We start from the raw sequence: 16,382 nt of genomic DNA, 5'->3' as shown, positions 1-16,382 counted from the left end.
TATCAAAGAGCGTATTTTGAATAAAAACATATCATCCAAGACATTACAAGATTTAGAATTTTCAACAGTTTTACAGCATGTTGCAGAACATTGTATTTCTGGTTTGGGTAAAGAACAAGTTACTGATATTGAACCTATCATTAATAAAAAAGCACTTTTTAAAGAATTGTATTTGGTTAACGAATACGTTTCTTCTTTTCAAAGTGAAAACAGAGTTCCTAATCATAACTTCGATAATATTACAGAAAACGTAAAACGTTTGGCTATAGAAAATAGTTTTGTAGAAACAGATGCTTTTTTAAAAATAGCTACGACATCTCTTACTGTAAACGAATTGATTAAGTTTTTTAAGAAATTTAAGGTTCAATTCCCTACTTTTTTCGAGCTTTCACAAGAAATAGAATTCACCACTTTTATAGATGATGAAATCAAAAAGATCATTGATATTTCTGGTGAAGTAAAAAACAACGCATCAGATTCTTTAAGACAAATAAGAAAAGATATTAATAATGTTCGTGGTAAAATCGGGGCCAGTTTTTCTAGTGCTTTGTCTAGAGCAATTTCTGCGGGTCATTTAGATGATATAAAAGAAACCGTTGTAGACAATCAGCGTGTTTTGGCCGTTTCTGCAATGCATAGAAAAAAGGTTGCTGGTAGCTTATTAGGTTCCTCAAAATCTGGTAACATCGTTTATATTGCACCACAAGCAACACTTGCGTATTCTAGAGAATATCAAAATTTAATTTATGATGAAAAGCAAGAAATTGTAAAAATTTTACGAGCATTATCCGCTACTATTCGTCCATATGTTTATTTATTAGAAGAATATCTTTCTTTTTTAATTCATATTGATGTGGTTGGTGCAAAAGCAAAATATGCGGTAGAAATGAATGCCGTTTTACCTAAAATATCAAGAGAGAAAAAGATACTTTTTAAGGATGCATATCATCCTATTTTATGGAGAAAGAATAAAAAACAAGAATTACCTACCGTTTCGCAAAGTATAGAACTGAACGAAAAACAACAAATTATTGTAATTTCGGGTCCCAATGCTGGTGGAAAAAGTATCACTTTAAAAACCATTGGTTTATTACAAGTAATGTTGCAAAGTGGAATTTTAATCCCTGTTGATGAACGCAGTCAGACCTATATTTTCGATACTGTTTTAACAGATATTGGAGACAATCAATCTATAGAGAACCAACTAAGTACGTATAGTTATCGTTTAAAGAACATGCGTAATTTTTTACGTAAATGTGGAGAAAATACGTTGTTTTTAATTGATGAATTTGGTACTGGTTCAGATCCTGAATTAGGTGGTGCTTTGGCAGAAATTTTCTTAGAAGAGTTTTATTATAAAAAAGCATTCGGAATTATAACAACCCACTACTCCAACTTAAAGGTTTTAGCCAACGAATTAGAGAATGTTACCAATGCAAATATGCAGTTTGATGAACGTACTTTAGAACCGCTATATCGATTATTTATAGGACAAGCAGGTAGTTCTTTTACGTTTGAAGTTGCTCAGAAAAACGGAATTCCGTTTAGTATTATCAACAAAGCAAAAAAACGTGTAGAGACAGAAAAAGTTCGTTTAGATAAGACGATTTCTAAACTTCAAAAAGAACGTAATAGATTACAAAAGCATTCTGATAATTTAGAAAACCAACATTCTAAAGGACAAGAACATTTAGATAATTTACAAGAAAAAGAGCAACGTGTTCAAGATAAATTATCTGGTTTTCAAGAACTATATGACCAAAACCAAAAAATGCTTTCTTTAGGAAGAAAAACTAATGAACTGCTTAATAAATACTTTCAAACCAATAACAAAAAGGAATTAAACACTAATTTTAATAAATGGGTTGCAGACTTAAAGGTAAAACAAGTAATGAAAAAACCTTTAGCTCCAAAAACCAAAGCACAAAAACAAAAGGCTAAAGTTGCGGAAAAACAACAGCAAGAAATTATTAAAAAAGTAGAAAAAGAGGTTTTACAAAAGGTTGTAGAAGTTAGAAAAGAAAAAAAGATTGAAGCTGCTAAAATAGCCAAAGAAAAATCTGAATACATCTATCAAATTGATGACAGCGTAAAAGTGATTGGCTCAAATTCGGTAGGAACCATCGATAGAATTGATAAGAAAAAAGTAACTATTAATTATGGTTTCTTTACCACAAAAACAACGACAGATAAACTAGAATTAGTAAAAAGAGCTAAAAAATAATTCCTTCCTTTTTTATTTATCTTTAACCTTATTTGAATTCCAAAAAGCAATAAACAAATGAACTTCATTTTAAAATTCAGGTATAGTTTAATAGTTGTCTTGATAATTATCGCTTCTTGCAGTAAAACTCAAAAATCAACTTCAGAAAAGGACTTTTGTGCTACTATTCATAGAAACGACAGTACAACACTTTCTAAAGAATTAGAAAATGTTGCCGAATTGATGGATACTAAAACAGGTGTGTATGTTTTAGAAGACGGAAGTGGTTCTATGGTTGCCAGAGCATGGTTAACAGAATATGCCGAAAAAACAATTGATATTCAGTATTTTATTTTCTCTACAGACAACGTAGGATTAATTGCTTGCGATTATTTGGTAAGAGCAGCAGATCGTGGAGTTAAAATTAGAATTCTGGTAGACGATATTATGGTTGATTCTGATATTGAAGACATTCTAACCTTTGCTTCTCATGAGAATATTTCTGTTAAAATTTATAATCCAGGAGTAAATTTAGGAAAGAACATCTTTCATAAAATTAAGAAATTTACAACTGATTTTAGGTCTGCAAATCAACGTATGCACAATAAAACATTTATTGTAGACGGCAAAGTGGTAATCACTGGAGGACGAAATATTGCCGATGAATATTTTGATTACGACCACGAATACAATTTTAGAGACAGAGATATTTTGCTCTTAGGCAAAGCGTCTAAAAAGGTAAACACTTCGTTCAATCAATTTTGGAATAGTGCTTTAAGTGAAAATGTTACGAGTATAATAAAAGAAAGTCCTAAAAACATTTATACCACAAACAAGTTTGACAACTTACACAACTACGCCTGTAATCCTGCTAATTTTTGGCCACAAATTAGACAAAGAATAGCCAATTTACCCACAACATTTCATGCCATTGAAGCATCCGGCAACTTAGTTTGGTTAGACGATGTTTCATTTATTTCTGATATTCCTGGTAAAAATGACGGAGCGAATGGTTTAGGAGGTGGCGGTATTGCTACAAGTGCTTTAATAGATTTAATTAAAAACGCCAAATCATCTATAGAGATACAAACACCTTATTTAATTACAACTGCCCTTGCTCAAAATTTATTTAAAGAAGCTGTTCAACGTGGTGTAAAAATTAGAATATTAACCAATAGTTTGTCATCTACAGATAATGTAGAAGCTTTTAGCAGTTATCAAACAGATCGAAAAAAATTATTAGAAACAGGAATTAGAATCTTTGAGTTTAGACCTGATGCCGCAGAACGCACAAAAATAATGACCGGTGAATTGCAAGAAAAACTAGACCACAAACCTATTTTTGGTCTACATGCAAAATCGATGGTAATCGATAAAAAAACAACTGTAATTGGTACTTTTAATTTAGATCCCAGAAGCGCCAATTTAAACACAGAATGTATTGTAATTGTAAATTCTGATAAAATATCTAAAGGCGTTTTAAAAGGTATGGAAATAGAATTTCAACCAGAAAATTCTTGGGAAACCACCTTAGATTTTAACCCAGATTCTGAAGTAAGTAAATACAAACGTATAAAAACCTGGACACGTAAAATTCTTCCTAAGAAAATATTGTAAAACTAAAAAAGGTTCGCAAATTGCGAACCTTTTTTAATATATCTAAACTAGTAATTACTAGATATTTTTAGCTAACCAGTCTCCTACTTCTTTTGTTCCGTAAGCTTTTCCACCGTCTGCTAAATCTTCAGTTACAAAACCTGCATCTAAAGCTTTATTTACAGCAGCTCTAATTGCTTTTCCTTCTTCTTGTAAACCAAAGTTTTCAAACATCATTGCTGCAGATAAAACAGTAGCCATTGGGTTTGCAATATTTAATCCTGTTGCTTGTGGGTAAGAACCGTGTATTGGCTCAAACAAAGCATTCTCAGTTCCTACAGATGCAGATGGCATTAATCCCATAGAACCAGAAATTACAGAAGCTTCATCTGTTAAAATATCTCCGAATAAGTTTTCAGTAATTAATACGTCATAACTATTTGGCCATTGAACTAAACGCATTGCAACTGCATCTACAAATTCATAAGAAACTTCAACTTCTGGATAATCTTTTTCCATAGCTTGTACAGTTTCTCTCCATAAACGAGATGTTTCTAAAACGTTTGCTTTATCTACACAACATAATTTCTTACCACGAGTCATTGCCAATTCAAAACCTTTTACAGCTAATCTTTGAACCTCAGCTCTTGTATATACACAATTATCGAAAGCAGTTTCTCCTTCGTCTCTTCTACCTTTTTCACCAAAGTAAATACCTCCAGTTAATTCGCGTAAAAAAACCAAATCAGTTCCTTCTATTCTTTCTCTTTTTAAAGGAGATTTATCTAATAAAGATGGAAACGTAAATGTTGGTCTTACATTTGCAAATAAGCCTAATTTTTTACGCATTTTTAATAAACCTTGCTCTGGACGAACCGTTGCAGAAGGATCATTATCATATTTTGGATGTCCAATTGCACCAAATAAAACAGCATCTGAAGCTACACAAATATCATGTGTTGCATCTGGATAAGGTTCACCCACTGCATCAATGGCAGCAGCACCTGTTAAAGCTGGTTTCCAAGTAATTTCGTGGTTAAATTTTTGAGCAATTGCATCAGATACTTTTACTGCTTGATCAATTACTTCAGGTCCTATTCCGTCTCCTGCTAATAATGCGATATTTAATTTCATGTGTTTAAGCTTTTAGCTGTTAGCTATTGGCCATTGGCTCAATAAACAGCAGATAATTTAATTAATTTATTTTTTTAGCTAATAGCAAACTGCTAAGAGCAAATGGCATTTTTTAAATAATATTCAACATTTTCTCGGTAGATTTAATTGCAGATACTGTTTGATCTGAATCCAATCCACGCGTAATAAACTCTTTTTCTTCTAATTTCCAAGTAATAATCGTTTCACACAAAGCATCAGAATTACTCCCAGGAGGAATTCTTACTGCATAATCGATTAAAGCTGGTAAATCTTTTTTGCTATGTCTTTTATACAATTTACGCAATGCATTCATAAAGGCATCAAACTGCCCATCTCCTTGCGCATGTGCTTCATATTGTACACCTTCTACTCTTAATTGTAAAGTGGTGGAAGGTTTCATTCCTTTCGCATGTCCTAAGACATAATTTTCTACCACAACACGTTTTTCAATAGCATTACTATCTAAAACGTCAGAAATAATATAAGGCAAGTCTTCTTGAGAAACCACTTCCTTTTTATCTCCTAATTCAATAATTCTTTGGGTAACTTTTTTAAGCTCTTCATCATTTAAACTCAGACCTAAATCTTGTAAGTTTTTCTGAATATTTGCTTTTCCAGATGTTTTTCCTAATGCGTATTTCCGTTTTCTACCAAAACGCTCTGGCATTAAATCATTAAAATACAAGTTGTTTTTATTATCACCATCTGCATGAATTCCGGCAGTTTGTGTAAAAACATTTGCACCAACAACGGGTTTGTTTACAGGAATACGAAAACCAGAAAAAGTTTCTACAAGCTTACTAACTTTATTTAATGCTTTTTCATTTACAGCAATCGTTACATCCTTTAAAAAATCATTAATCACAGCTATAACACTTGCCATCGGTGCATTTCCTGCACGCTCTCCCATCCCATTTATGGTTAAATGCAAACCGTTTGCACCCGCTTTTATAGCTTCCATAACATTGGCTACTCCTAAATCATAATCATTATGACCATGAAAATCGAAATGCGTTGTTGGGTATTTTTCACGAACTTCAGCAATAAATTTAAAAGTTTCATCGTGTGTTAGAATACCTAAAGTATCTGGCAATAAAACACGTTCTACTTTTTGAGCCGTTAAGAAATCTAAATATTCAAAAACATATTCTTTAGAATTACGCATTCCGTTAGACCAATCTTCTAAATAGACATTGGTTTTTATATCATGCGTAGCAGCAGACTCAATATTTGCTTTAATATCGGCAAAATGTTGTGCTGGTGTTTTTTTAAGTTGATGTGTTAAGTGATTTAAAGATCCTTTGGTTAATAAATTCTGAACTTTCGCCCCAGCATCTAGCATCCAATCAATAGATTTCCCTCCATCAACAAAAGTTAATACTTCTATTTTGTCTAAAAAATTATTTTCAGTAGCCCAAGAAGTTATTTTTTTAACAGCTTCTAGCTCACCTTCAGAAACTCTTGCAGACGCTATTTCTAAACGATCTACTTTTAATTCTTCTAAAAGTAATTTAGCGATTGTTAATTTTTCGGAAACTGAAAACGACACTCCTGATGTTTGTTCTCCATCACGCAGTGTCGTATCCATTATTTCAATCTTTCTACTAGCCATATTCAACCTAAAAAGTATTCTTAAAATGGTCTTGTTTCAGCAAATGCAGAAATTTCGTTTTCGATGTTTTTTAAGTAATCAATATCATCAAAACCGTTTAACATATTGTCTTTTTTGTAAGTATTAATTACAAAAGATTCAGACTCTCCAGTAGCAACTAAAGTTACTGTTTGGTTAGGTAAATCTACTTTAATTTCTGTTTTAGGATCTGCCATAATTGCTGCAAATAATGTATCTGCAAATTTTGGAGAAACTTGTACAGGTAAAACCCCTACATTTAAACAGTTGTTTTTAAAGATATCTGCAAAGGCAGATGAAATTACACAACGTAAACCAAAATCGTACACAGACCAAGCTGCGTGTTCTCTAGAAGAACCAGAACCAAAGTTTCTACCTCCAACTAATATTTTAGAACCTGCATAAATTTCTTTGTTTAAAGGAAAATCTGCTTTTGGTGTTCCGTCTTGTTCAAATCTCCAATCACGGAAAAAATTGATATCAAAATCTTTACGCTCAGTTGCTTTTAAGAAACGAGCAGGAATTATTTGATCTGTATCTACATTCTCTGTAGGTAAAGGATATGCTGTACTTGTTAGTACGTCAAATTTATCGTAAGCCATCTTTTATGCTTTTAGCTTTTTAGCTTTTCGCCTTTCGCTTCTCACGGTTGTCGAATTGCTGAAGCAATTATTTTAATTTATTTTTTTTGTTATTGGCTTTTCGCTGTTCACTTTTCGCCAATTGCAAATAGCGAAAGGCAAAGTGCCCTTAACCCAATTTACTTATTAATCTGTTTAAACTTCTTTTTAATTGATCTACTTTTTCAATTAACTTTTCTATTGATTCAATTTCTGCTAATTTTAAATCTTTTATCAAAATTAAAAAATATTCTAATTCTGTTGCCGATCCATTAGCTATTACTAAAAAGCGTTTAAACTCTTTTTCTGTTTCTCTTCCGCATCCTTCTGCAATATTTGCAGGTACGGAAGAAGAACATCTTCTCATTTGACTCGTTATTCCAAATAATTCTTCTTTAGGAAATTGTTTTGAAAGCTTATAGACCTCTAATGTAATCTCGTGTCCTAATTCCCAAACTTGATATTTTCTAAAGTTTCTCATTTTTCTAAGCCTTTCGCTTGTTAGCATTTCGCAATTAGCTAAAAGCCAAATCGCCAATTGCCAATAGCGAACGTTGCTAGCCTACTAGCAATGTTCTAGGATCCGTTACTACTCCGCTAACTGCAGATGCTGCAGCCACTAAAGGTGAAGCTAGTAATGTTCTAGATCCTGGTCCTTGTCTTCCTTCGAAGTTTCTGTTTGATGTTGAAACTGATAATTTTCCTGAAGGAATTTTATCATCATTCATTGCCAAACAAGCCGAACAACCTGGTTCTCTTAAAACAAAACCTGCGTCTGTAATAATCTTATCTAAACCTTCTGCTTTTATTTGATCTACTACTTTATGTGATCCTGGTACTAACCAAGCCGTAACATTAGGTGCTTTTTGTCTTCCTTTTACAATAGAACAAAAACCTCTAAAGTCTTCTATACGTCCATTTGTACAAGAACCTAAGAATACAAAGTCAATTTCTTTACCAATCATAGAATCACCTTCGTTAAAAGACATATATCCTAATGATTTTCTGTAAGTATCTACTCCACCTTCTACACTTTCTGCTAAAGGAATTGATTTAGTTACCCCCATTCCCATTCCTGGGTTTGTTCCGTAAGTAATCATTGGTTCAATATCTGCTGCATCATAATTAAATTCAACATCAAATTCTGCGCCTTTTTCTGTATATAAAGTTTCCCAATATTTCATGGCTTTGTCCCAATCTGCTCCCTTAGGAGTTTGAGCACGACCTTTTAAATATTCATATGTTTTAGTATCTGGTGCAATCATACCTCCACGTGCTCCCATCTCTATAGATAAGTTACACACAGTCATACGACCTTCCATAGACATGTCTTCAAAAACATCTCCTGCATATTCAACAAAATAACCTGTTGCTCCAGAAGTTGTTTGCTTTGCAATAATATATAAAGCAACATCTTTAGGCGTTACACCTAAACCTAATTTACCGTTTACGTTAATACGCATGGATTTAGGTTTTGGTTGCATAATACATTGCGTAGACAACACCATTTCTACTTCCGAAGTTCCAATACCAAAAGCAATAGCACCAAAAGCACCATGCGTAGATGTATGAGAATCTCCACAAACAATTGTCGCTCCAGGTAATGTAATTCCGTTTTCTGGACCTACAACATGTACAATTCCGTTATTAATATCTCCTAAACCCCAGTGAGAAATACCATGCTTTTTTGCATTGTTTTCTAGAGCATCTAACTGATTTGCAGATAAAGGATCTGCAACAGGTAAATGTTGGTTTATGGTTGGTGTGTTGTGATCTGCTGTTGCGAATGTTCGCGCAGGATATACAACACTGTTTCCTCTACTTTCTAAACCTAAGAAAGCTACGGGACTTGTAACTTCGTGGATAAAATGACGATCTATAAAAAACACATCTGGTCCGTCTTTAACTTGACGAACAACGTGTGAATCCCATACTTTGTCAAATAATGTATTTGCCATTTGTTTGTTCTTTAATTATTTAAATGATAATCAGCTACCAAAAATAAGAATTTGTTGAGATTTTTAAGGCTTATAATGTTTAGACATATTATACCCAACTGTTAATCATTCTAATAAAACACTCTATAACAATTAATTACATTATTAAAAAATACGATGTCTATTTATTTTATAGGGTTCTGATTTCGTTGAGTTCTTTCCTTTTTTTCTTTTGATATGAGTTGTAAAATAGTTAAAACAGAACTCTATTCAATTATAATTTTATTTTGATAAAAAACACTGAAGTAATGAGAAATCTTATAATCATCATAAAGTGAGATTCCTCAATCGCTTAAAAAAGTTCATTTCGGAATGACACAACTTCTAAAATTGAAGGTTATTTTTATGATAAATTAAACCATAAACATAAAATTGAGGCTTCTACAAAATCTCTACTTTGAGATTTTATTTCGTCTTAAATACATTAAAAATCCAACTGTATTATTTAAAAAAATTATAAGTCTTTTCATGTCGATAAAATCAGACCTACACCGTTTTTAAAAACAACACAAGTAAAATCCTAATTTTCTATATCGTTAACAAACTAGTTTAGCCCTGATTGAAACAATTGTTTGAGCTCTTTTTTAGCCTTTTTAGGATAAAAAAAGCGAGTGTGGAAAGCAGGAAATAGCTTCAAATAAATATTATAGTAATTTTAAAACTTTCTCTATATTTTCTTTGTGTGCCAAATCTGATCCTTCACTTAGAGTTGCAGATACGCCACAGGCAACGCCCCAACGTAAAATGTTTTTTGGTGATTCGTTTTGGGTAATGGCGTAAATTAACCCTGCAACCATACTGTCTCCTGCACCAATGGTACTTTTTACAGAAATTACGGGTGCCGTAACGTATTCTACACCGTTTTTATGTGCCATAAACGCACCGTCTTTCCCTAAAGAAACCACTACATATTGTGCTGTTTTATTTGTAACAAGTTGCATGGCAAAAGCTTCTTGTTCTTCTTTATTTAAAGAGTCTTTACCTGCTAACCTTGCCAATTCTTTTTGGTTGGGTTTAATTAAAAACAACTCGTTTTTTAAAACTTCGTTAAAAACAGGTCCAGAAGTATCTACAATTACTTTAACGTCTTTTGCTTTTAAACTTTTAATAATTTTGGAGTAATAATCTGTGGGCAATCCTTTTGGTAAACTTCCACTAATTACAAAAATATCGTTGGTAGCTACTTGCTCATTTATTAATTTTTCTACATTTTCCATTTCAGCTTCTGAAAAAGAAGCCGTAGGCATTCCGAATCTATATTGTAAGCCTGTTTTTACTTCAAAAACAGCAAAATTTTCTCTTGTCCAAATAGAGATTGGTGTTGCAAAAACGTTAACCTGTTGGTCTACTAATAAGTCTTTTAAGTGCTCGCCCGTTTTACCACCGTAAGGAAATACACAATGACTTTCTATAGACAGTCTGTGTAATACTCTAGAAATATTGATTCCGCCTCCTCCTGGATGATAGGTAATATCTGAACATTCTAGCTTATCAAAAGGTGTCATTTCTGCCACTTTAGCACTTTTGTCTAAAGCAGGGTTTATAGTAAGGGTTACAACTTTCATTATTCTTTTTTTTTATAGTAAAGATAGTATTCTTTTCTTTTTTCTATGGATGAAAAAGAAACAAAAAATCGAAACTTATTATATGTGATTAAAATAAAATAATTCAAAAAATAAATTAACATTCCTAATAAAAGTTAATCTAGCCTTTGTTATTTTACATGACAAAGAAGGAGAAATCTTTTAATTACACAGATATAAGATTCTTCAATCGTTAAAAAAAGCTCATTTAAGAATGGACGTACACACTATAGTCTTTAATTTAGAAAAACTTATTTCAATTCTTGTATATTGCATTCACAAATAAATATTATGAAATTAAACTTATTGTCTTGTGATGCCCAAAGACCAGATAAAAGAGCGATTGCTAGATGTATTGCAGAAATTTCTGTAAGCATTTCTGAGTCTTTATCTAATGAACTTACAGAAATCCTTTTAGAAGGTGACGTTGTAGATATTGAAATGGAAGATAAAAATGCGGGATCTGCTTTAAGAGCTCTAAGAAAATTAAGTATCGATTACGAAATTATAGCATAAAAAACACATGAAAAAATTTACTTTATTATCTATTTTCTTCTTTTTTATGACTTCTTATGGGCAACAAAAAAAGATGTGGGCAAAGTCGTTTTTAAATAAAAAAGCACCAGAATTAGTGGTTAGCACATGGTTAACGGATAAACCTGAAACGGATGGTAAATTTGTTTTAATCGATTTTTGGGCTACTTGGTGCGGACCTTGTGTTAGAGGGATTCCAGAAATGAATGCTTTTTATAAAGAGTTTGCCAAAGATCTAGTGGTTATTGGTATCAGTAACGAATCTAAGGCTAAAATTAAAGGTTTTAAGAAGGCTAAAATTGAATATTATAGCGCTATTGATAGAAAAGCTAGACTTAATAGAACGTTAGAAATAAAAGGAATTCCACATTGTATACTTATTAATCCTGATGGGATTGTTGTTTGGGAAGGCTGGCCTCAACTAAAAGGTTTTGAGTTGACTTCAGAAGTTATACAAGGGCTTATTGATGCTTATAAATCTTAAATAAGCAGCGTATTAAAGGGTTTTGTAAGTACTTATATTTCAATAATTAAATTATTAGAAATACAAAATTTACGTCATCGTTTTCGATTATTTTTTTTTGACTCACTCCTAAATTTAAGAAAGCTAAACGTTTTTAGCTTTACTAAAATAAGCAAACTAGCCTAGCCCTGATTGAAGCAATTGTTTGAGCTCTTTTTTATGATCTTTTTGAATAAAAAAAGCGAGTGCGGAAAGCAGGAAACAGCTTCAAAAAAAAGTAATTATAGCATATTATTTCTTTTGATGAAATACAATAACAAAACCAACCAATAGATTGTATATAATAGCATATTTACTTTAAAAAACTAACTTAGATAAACTTTCTACACCTTCTTTTCTTCTAGTTATTTATAAAAATTGTGAAACATTAAAAATATATACGCAATAAAGAAATTTAGGATGCGTTAACTTAAAACTATTCGCAATAATAAAAGTAAATTGCATGCTTATGTAAGCGACAATAACATAAAATATATAAAAATGAAATATTTGTTAAAAAAAAGTAGTTTAATAGTCTTAACAATTAGTTTAGTGCTATTTGGGCTTATTTCTTGTGAATCCAATGATGATGCAAACTCAGAAGAAAGTAAAGAAACACCTGTAGAGAATGCTACTAAAGCAAAACTTGTTGGAGAATGGAGACTTATTAGCAGTAAGGTTGATGGGGAATTAATAGCTGAAAGTGATTTTGCTACCTTAAAAGAATCATATGCCAACTTTAATGAAGATAATACCTACAAAGTTTTTTATAAGAAAAGTTCTGGTGCTTCTACTTCAACATCTACTTATTCTGGTACTTATGTTGTAAACCAATTAAATAGTGTTACTTTTTATGGTTCAGATTCAGAAATAGCGTTGGTTGATAATACTTTACAAATAACATCGAAAAATGCGGCTAATAAAACGCAGGTAGATCTATTTATTAGAAGTGATAATGATGAATTTGAAGAAGAAGATGCTGATGAAACAGATGTAGTTGATAAGGAGGAAGACTCTACTGATACGAACAATAGTTACGATGGCACTGATGTTATAGCAAAATTGAAGGGAGTTTGGACAATTAGTGGTGTTGATGATGATTGTTTGAAAAAAAATACGTTAAATTTTGAATCAGATGATTTACTGGTGTTTTCTCAACATAAAAAGACTTTTAATAGAAGTGATTTAACACGTAATAACATTAATGTAAGCTACCCAATGCCTGCAATATTTTCGGCAAGTGTAACAAAAGGAGTTAGCACGGTAACTTTTAATACCGAAGCGGATTGTCAGTTTATTAAAGTAAGTAAGCTACATTACAATGTTTTAGACGCGCAAACGATAGCTATAAATGAAACCTCTACTTTAATTATTAAGTTGCTAAATGACACTACTATTAACCTTATTTATACTTACAAGGATAGTGACTCGAATGAACAGGTAATAGAATTCGATTATAAGAAAATGTAACTAGATTATTAACAAGAATTACGCAACATTTTATAAGTACTACTAATAAAATATATAGCACACCTATTTATAACCCTATTAAACTTCTTACAAGTTTAATAGGGTTATTCTCTTTATAAGTGCATCAAAAATAACATTAAAGAATGGTTTCTATTTTAGAAAATCGCCTGTTAGCATTAGAATTTCTAATGAAATAATTATTACAAAACTAGAACAGACAATGCTACTGGGTTAATGTGGCAAAAAATAGGTGATGGAGTTGAAAAATATAAAAAAAATTTAGTTATCTACGCACCAACAAAATAACTTAGCCCTCATTAAAGCTATTGTTTGAGCACTTTTTTATGCTGTTTCTGAATAAAAAAAGCGAGTGTCTTTCGACTACGTCGAGATAAACTCCTAGTAGGGACTAGCTTCAACTAGAAATATTTACATGAAGCTATTTTTTAAAAATTAGGTTGTATACATTGCTACTCAAACTTATCCATAACAGCATCACTAATTCCCATATTAGAGAATCCGCCATCGTGGAATAGGTTTTGCAAAGTCACTTTTTTGGTTAAATCAGAAAATAGCGAAATGGTATAATCTGCACAATCTGCGGCAGAAGCATTACCTAACGGACTCATTTTTTCTGAAAAATTGATAAATCCATCGAAACCTTTTACGCCGTTTCCGGCAGTTGTTGGTGTTGGTGATTGAGAAATGGTGTTGACTCTCACTTTAAAATCTCTACCAAAATAATAACCAAAACTACGTGCTATAGATTCTAAATAGGCTTTATTGTCTGCCATATCATTGTAATCTGGAAACACTCTTTGCGCCGCCATATAGGTTAACGCAACGATTGAGCCCCATTCATTCATGGCTTTTTTATGATATAAAACATTCATTACTTTATGAAAAGAAACCGCAGAAACATCCCACCCTTTTTGAGTGAAATCGTAATTTGAGTCTGTGTAGGCTTTCTTTTTTCTAACATTTACAGACATACCAATGGAATGCAAAACAAAATCGATTTTACCACCTAGAATCTCCATAGATTTTTCTACTAAATTTTCTAAATCTTCGATTGAAGTTGCATCCGCAGGAATAATTTGAGAATTAGTTTTCTTTGCCAAAACATCTAATTCACCCATTCTTATAGAAGCCGGTGCATTGGTTAACACAAACTCTGCTCCTTCTTCATGCGCTCTTTGTGCCGTTTTCCAAGCGATTGAATTTTCGTTTAAAGCACCAAAAATAATTCCTTTTTTGCCTTTTAATAAGTTGTACATGCTATTAAATATTTGTTTTATGAGATTTCTCATTAGTTTATATTGAGCGAAGTCGAAAGGCTAAAAAGCTCATTTCGAAATGACATTCTAACTTTTTAAATTTTAAATAAACTAATTTAATAATTCTTTTGCGTGGGTAAGTGCAGAGTCCGTAATGTCTTTTCCGCTTAGCATTTCTGCAATTTCTTTAATTCTTTCATCTGTAGATAAAAGTTTTAAATTAGTGGTGGTTACTCCTTTTACTTCCTGCTTATATACTTTATAATGATTACTTCCTTTTGCGGCAATCTGCGGTAAATGTGTAATGGCAATTACCTGCATATTAGTACTCATTTTTTGCATAATTGCAGCTATTTTATTAGAAACTTCACCGGAAACTCCTGTATCTATTTCATCAAAAATAATGGTTGGTAATTGTGTATTTTCTGATAAAATTGTTTTTACTGATAACATTATCCTAGACAATTCTCCACCTGAAGCTACTTTTTTTAATTCTCCAAAACTACCTCCTTTATTTGCTGAAAAAAGGAATTCTAATTCGTCTTTTCCGTTAATAAAATAGTTTTTAGTTGGCTTTATTTTAATTGAGAACCGCGCGTTTTCCATACCTAAATCGGATAATAAAACTTGTAGTTCTTTATTTAACTTTGGTATTGATTTTGTTCTTGCACTTGAAATTAAATCTGCAACCTTATCTAGTTTAACAGAAACATCATCTATTTCTTTTTGCTTCTCATTAATTACTTCATCTGCAGATTCTACTTGCGCTACTTTTTCTGAAAGTTCTTCAAAAACAGCAATTAATTCTTTATTATTACTTACCGTATGTTTCTTCTGTAAATTATATAATAATTGTAATCTATCGTTAATTTCTTCAGCTTCATTCGGATTAAAATCTACATTTTCATTTGCATCTTCTAACTCAGAAACAATGTCATCAATTTCAATTTTTACTGATGTAACTCTTTCTGATAAATCTTGATATTCTTTAGAAAACGTTGCTATTTTAGTCAACCTGTTCTCTAAAGTATTTAATAAATTCTGAATTCCGATTTCTTCGTTTACCGTAATTTCTAAAGCTTCAGACAAATTAGCTTTTATATCTTCAATGTTATTTAGTTTTTCTAATCGCTCTTCTAAATCGTCTTGTTCTTCTGTCTTAATTTTGGCTTCTTCTAATTCTTTAAAAAGATGTAGGTTATATTCATACTGCTTATTCGCCTCTTTTTGTTGATCTTTTAATTTAGAAAGTTCTCTATTTAATTTACTTAATTGAGAAAAACCACGCTTGTAAGATGCTATTTTTGCTGTATTTTTTGCTAAAGCATCTAAAATTGAAAACTGAAAAAGATTGTCTGACAGTTCTATGGTTTGATGTTGCGAATGCACATCAATTAATTTGGATCTTAATTTATTTAAAACAGACAACGTTACGGGCGTATCATTTACAAAAGCTCTCGATTTACCAGATGGCAAAATCTCTCTTCTAATAATGGTTTCGGCTTCGTAATCTAAATCTACTTCGTTAAAAAAATCTTCTAAATTGTAATTCGCAATAGCCACTTTAGCTTCTACCACACATTTATTGCTGGTGTCTTTTAAGGAAGATAAATCTGCGCGGTTACCTAAAACCAATCCTAATGCACCTAAAAGTATGGATTTACCTGCTCCTGTTTCACCCGTAATTATAGATAAACCAGAAGAAAAATCAATAGATAACTGATTGATTAATGCGTAGTTATTAATGGAAAGTTGTGTTAACAAATTTTCTGAAATTTAGAAGCTAAAATTAAGGAAAATTGTACCAAGTATAAA

The 16,382-nt window shown here is 31.7% G+C and carries 13 protein-coding genes; 5 read left to right on the top strand and 8 right to left on the bottom strand.

The features are described from left to right. Positions 1-16: 16 nt before the first annotated feature. Both JOP69_RS17330 and JOP69_RS17325 read left to right on the top strand, forming a co-directional pair. Positions 17-2,224, top strand: a complete 2,208-nt coding sequence (locus JOP69_RS17330) for a DNA mismatch repair protein MutS (protein ID WP_203393615.1) — start codon at positions 17-19, stop codon at positions 2,222-2,224. A 57-nt stretch (positions 2,225-2,281) separates the two neighbouring features. Then, positions 2,282-3,820, top strand: a complete 1,539-nt coding sequence (locus tag JOP69_RS17325; RefSeq protein WP_203393616.1) for a phospholipase D family protein — start codon at positions 2,282-2,284, stop codon at positions 3,818-3,820. Positions 3,821-3,877: 57 nt separating this feature from the next. Here the strand turns inward: JOP69_RS17325 and leuB are convergent, their stop codons facing one another. The 6 genes from leuB to JOP69_RS17295 form a co-directional block, all read right to left on the bottom strand. After that, positions 3,878-4,933, bottom strand: coding sequence for a 3-isopropylmalate dehydrogenase (gene leuB / locus JOP69_RS17320; protein ID WP_203393617.1), 1,056 nt, complete (start codon positions 4,931-4,933; stop codon positions 3,878-3,880). 112 nt (positions 4,934-5,045) lie between these two features. After that, entirely contained in the window at positions 5,046-6,566 is a 1,521-nt protein-coding gene (locus JOP69_RS17315; RefSeq protein WP_203393618.1) for an alpha-isopropylmalate synthase regulatory domain-containing protein, read from the bottom strand. 20 nt (positions 6,567-6,586) lie between these two features. Beyond that, positions 6,587-7,186, bottom strand: a complete 600-nt coding sequence (leuD, locus tag JOP69_RS17310) for a 3-isopropylmalate dehydratase small subunit (protein WP_203393619.1) — start codon at positions 7,184-7,186, stop codon at positions 6,587-6,589. A 148-nt stretch (positions 7,187-7,334) separates the two neighbouring features. Beyond that, positions 7,335-7,685: a four helix bundle protein gene (locus tag JOP69_RS17305; RefSeq protein ID WP_203393620.1), complete on the bottom strand. Its 351-nt coding sequence runs from the start codon at positions 7,683-7,685 to the stop codon at positions 7,335-7,337. A 76-nt stretch (positions 7,686-7,761) separates the two neighbouring features. Next, positions 7,762-9,162: a 3-isopropylmalate dehydratase large subunit gene (gene leuC / locus JOP69_RS17300; protein WP_203393621.1), complete on the bottom strand. Its 1,401-nt coding sequence runs from the start codon at positions 9,160-9,162 to the stop codon at positions 7,762-7,764. Between the two features lie 683 nt (positions 9,163-9,845). Then, on the bottom strand, positions 9,846-10,766 hold the full coding sequence (locus JOP69_RS17295; protein WP_203393622.1) for a 1-phosphofructokinase family hexose kinase: 921 nt from the start codon (positions 10,764-10,766) through the stop codon (positions 9,846-9,848). A gap of 309 nt (positions 10,767-11,075) precedes the next feature. Here JOP69_RS17295 and JOP69_RS17290 point away from each other — a divergent pair, with 309 nt between their 5' ends. From JOP69_RS17290 to JOP69_RS17280, 3 genes are all read left to right on the top strand, one after another. Then, positions 11,076-11,300 carry a hypothetical protein gene (locus tag JOP69_RS17290; RefSeq protein WP_203393623.1) on the top strand — a complete coding sequence of 75 codons (225 nt, stop codon included), beginning with the start codon at positions 11,076-11,078 and terminating at the stop codon, positions 11,298-11,300. 7 nt (positions 11,301-11,307) lie between these two features. After that, positions 11,308-11,802, top strand: coding sequence for a TlpA disulfide reductase family protein (locus tag JOP69_RS17285; RefSeq protein WP_203393624.1), 495 nt, complete (start codon positions 11,308-11,310; stop codon positions 11,800-11,802). Positions 11,803-12,321: 519 nt separating this feature from the next. Beyond that, on the top strand, positions 12,322-13,290 hold the full coding sequence (locus tag JOP69_RS17280) for a lipocalin family protein (protein ID WP_203393625.1): 969 nt from the start codon (positions 12,322-12,324) through the stop codon (positions 13,288-13,290). Positions 13,291-13,760: 470 nt separating this feature from the next. On the opposite strand, the gene JOP69_RS17275 is transcribed toward JOP69_RS17280, so the two are convergent. Both JOP69_RS17275 and recN read right to left on the bottom strand, forming a co-directional pair. Beyond that, on the bottom strand, positions 13,761-14,567 hold the full coding sequence (locus JOP69_RS17275) for an enoyl-ACP reductase (RefSeq protein WP_203393672.1): 807 nt from the start codon (positions 14,565-14,567) through the stop codon (positions 13,761-13,763). 111 nt (positions 14,568-14,678) lie between these two features. Continuing rightward, complete coding sequence (gene recN / locus JOP69_RS17270) at positions 14,679-16,331, bottom strand: DNA repair protein RecN (RefSeq protein WP_203393626.1); 1,653 nt, start codon at positions 16,329-16,331, stop codon at positions 14,679-14,681. Positions 16,332-16,382 lie beyond the last annotated feature (51 nt).

This window comes from Polaribacter sp. Q13, assembly GCF_016858305.2.
GTDB lineage: Bacteria > Bacteroidota > Bacteroidia > Flavobacteriales > Flavobacteriaceae > Polaribacter.
The sequence above is the reverse complement of the archived record's forward strand: the minus strand, read 5'-3'. Positions and strand labels throughout refer to the sequence as shown.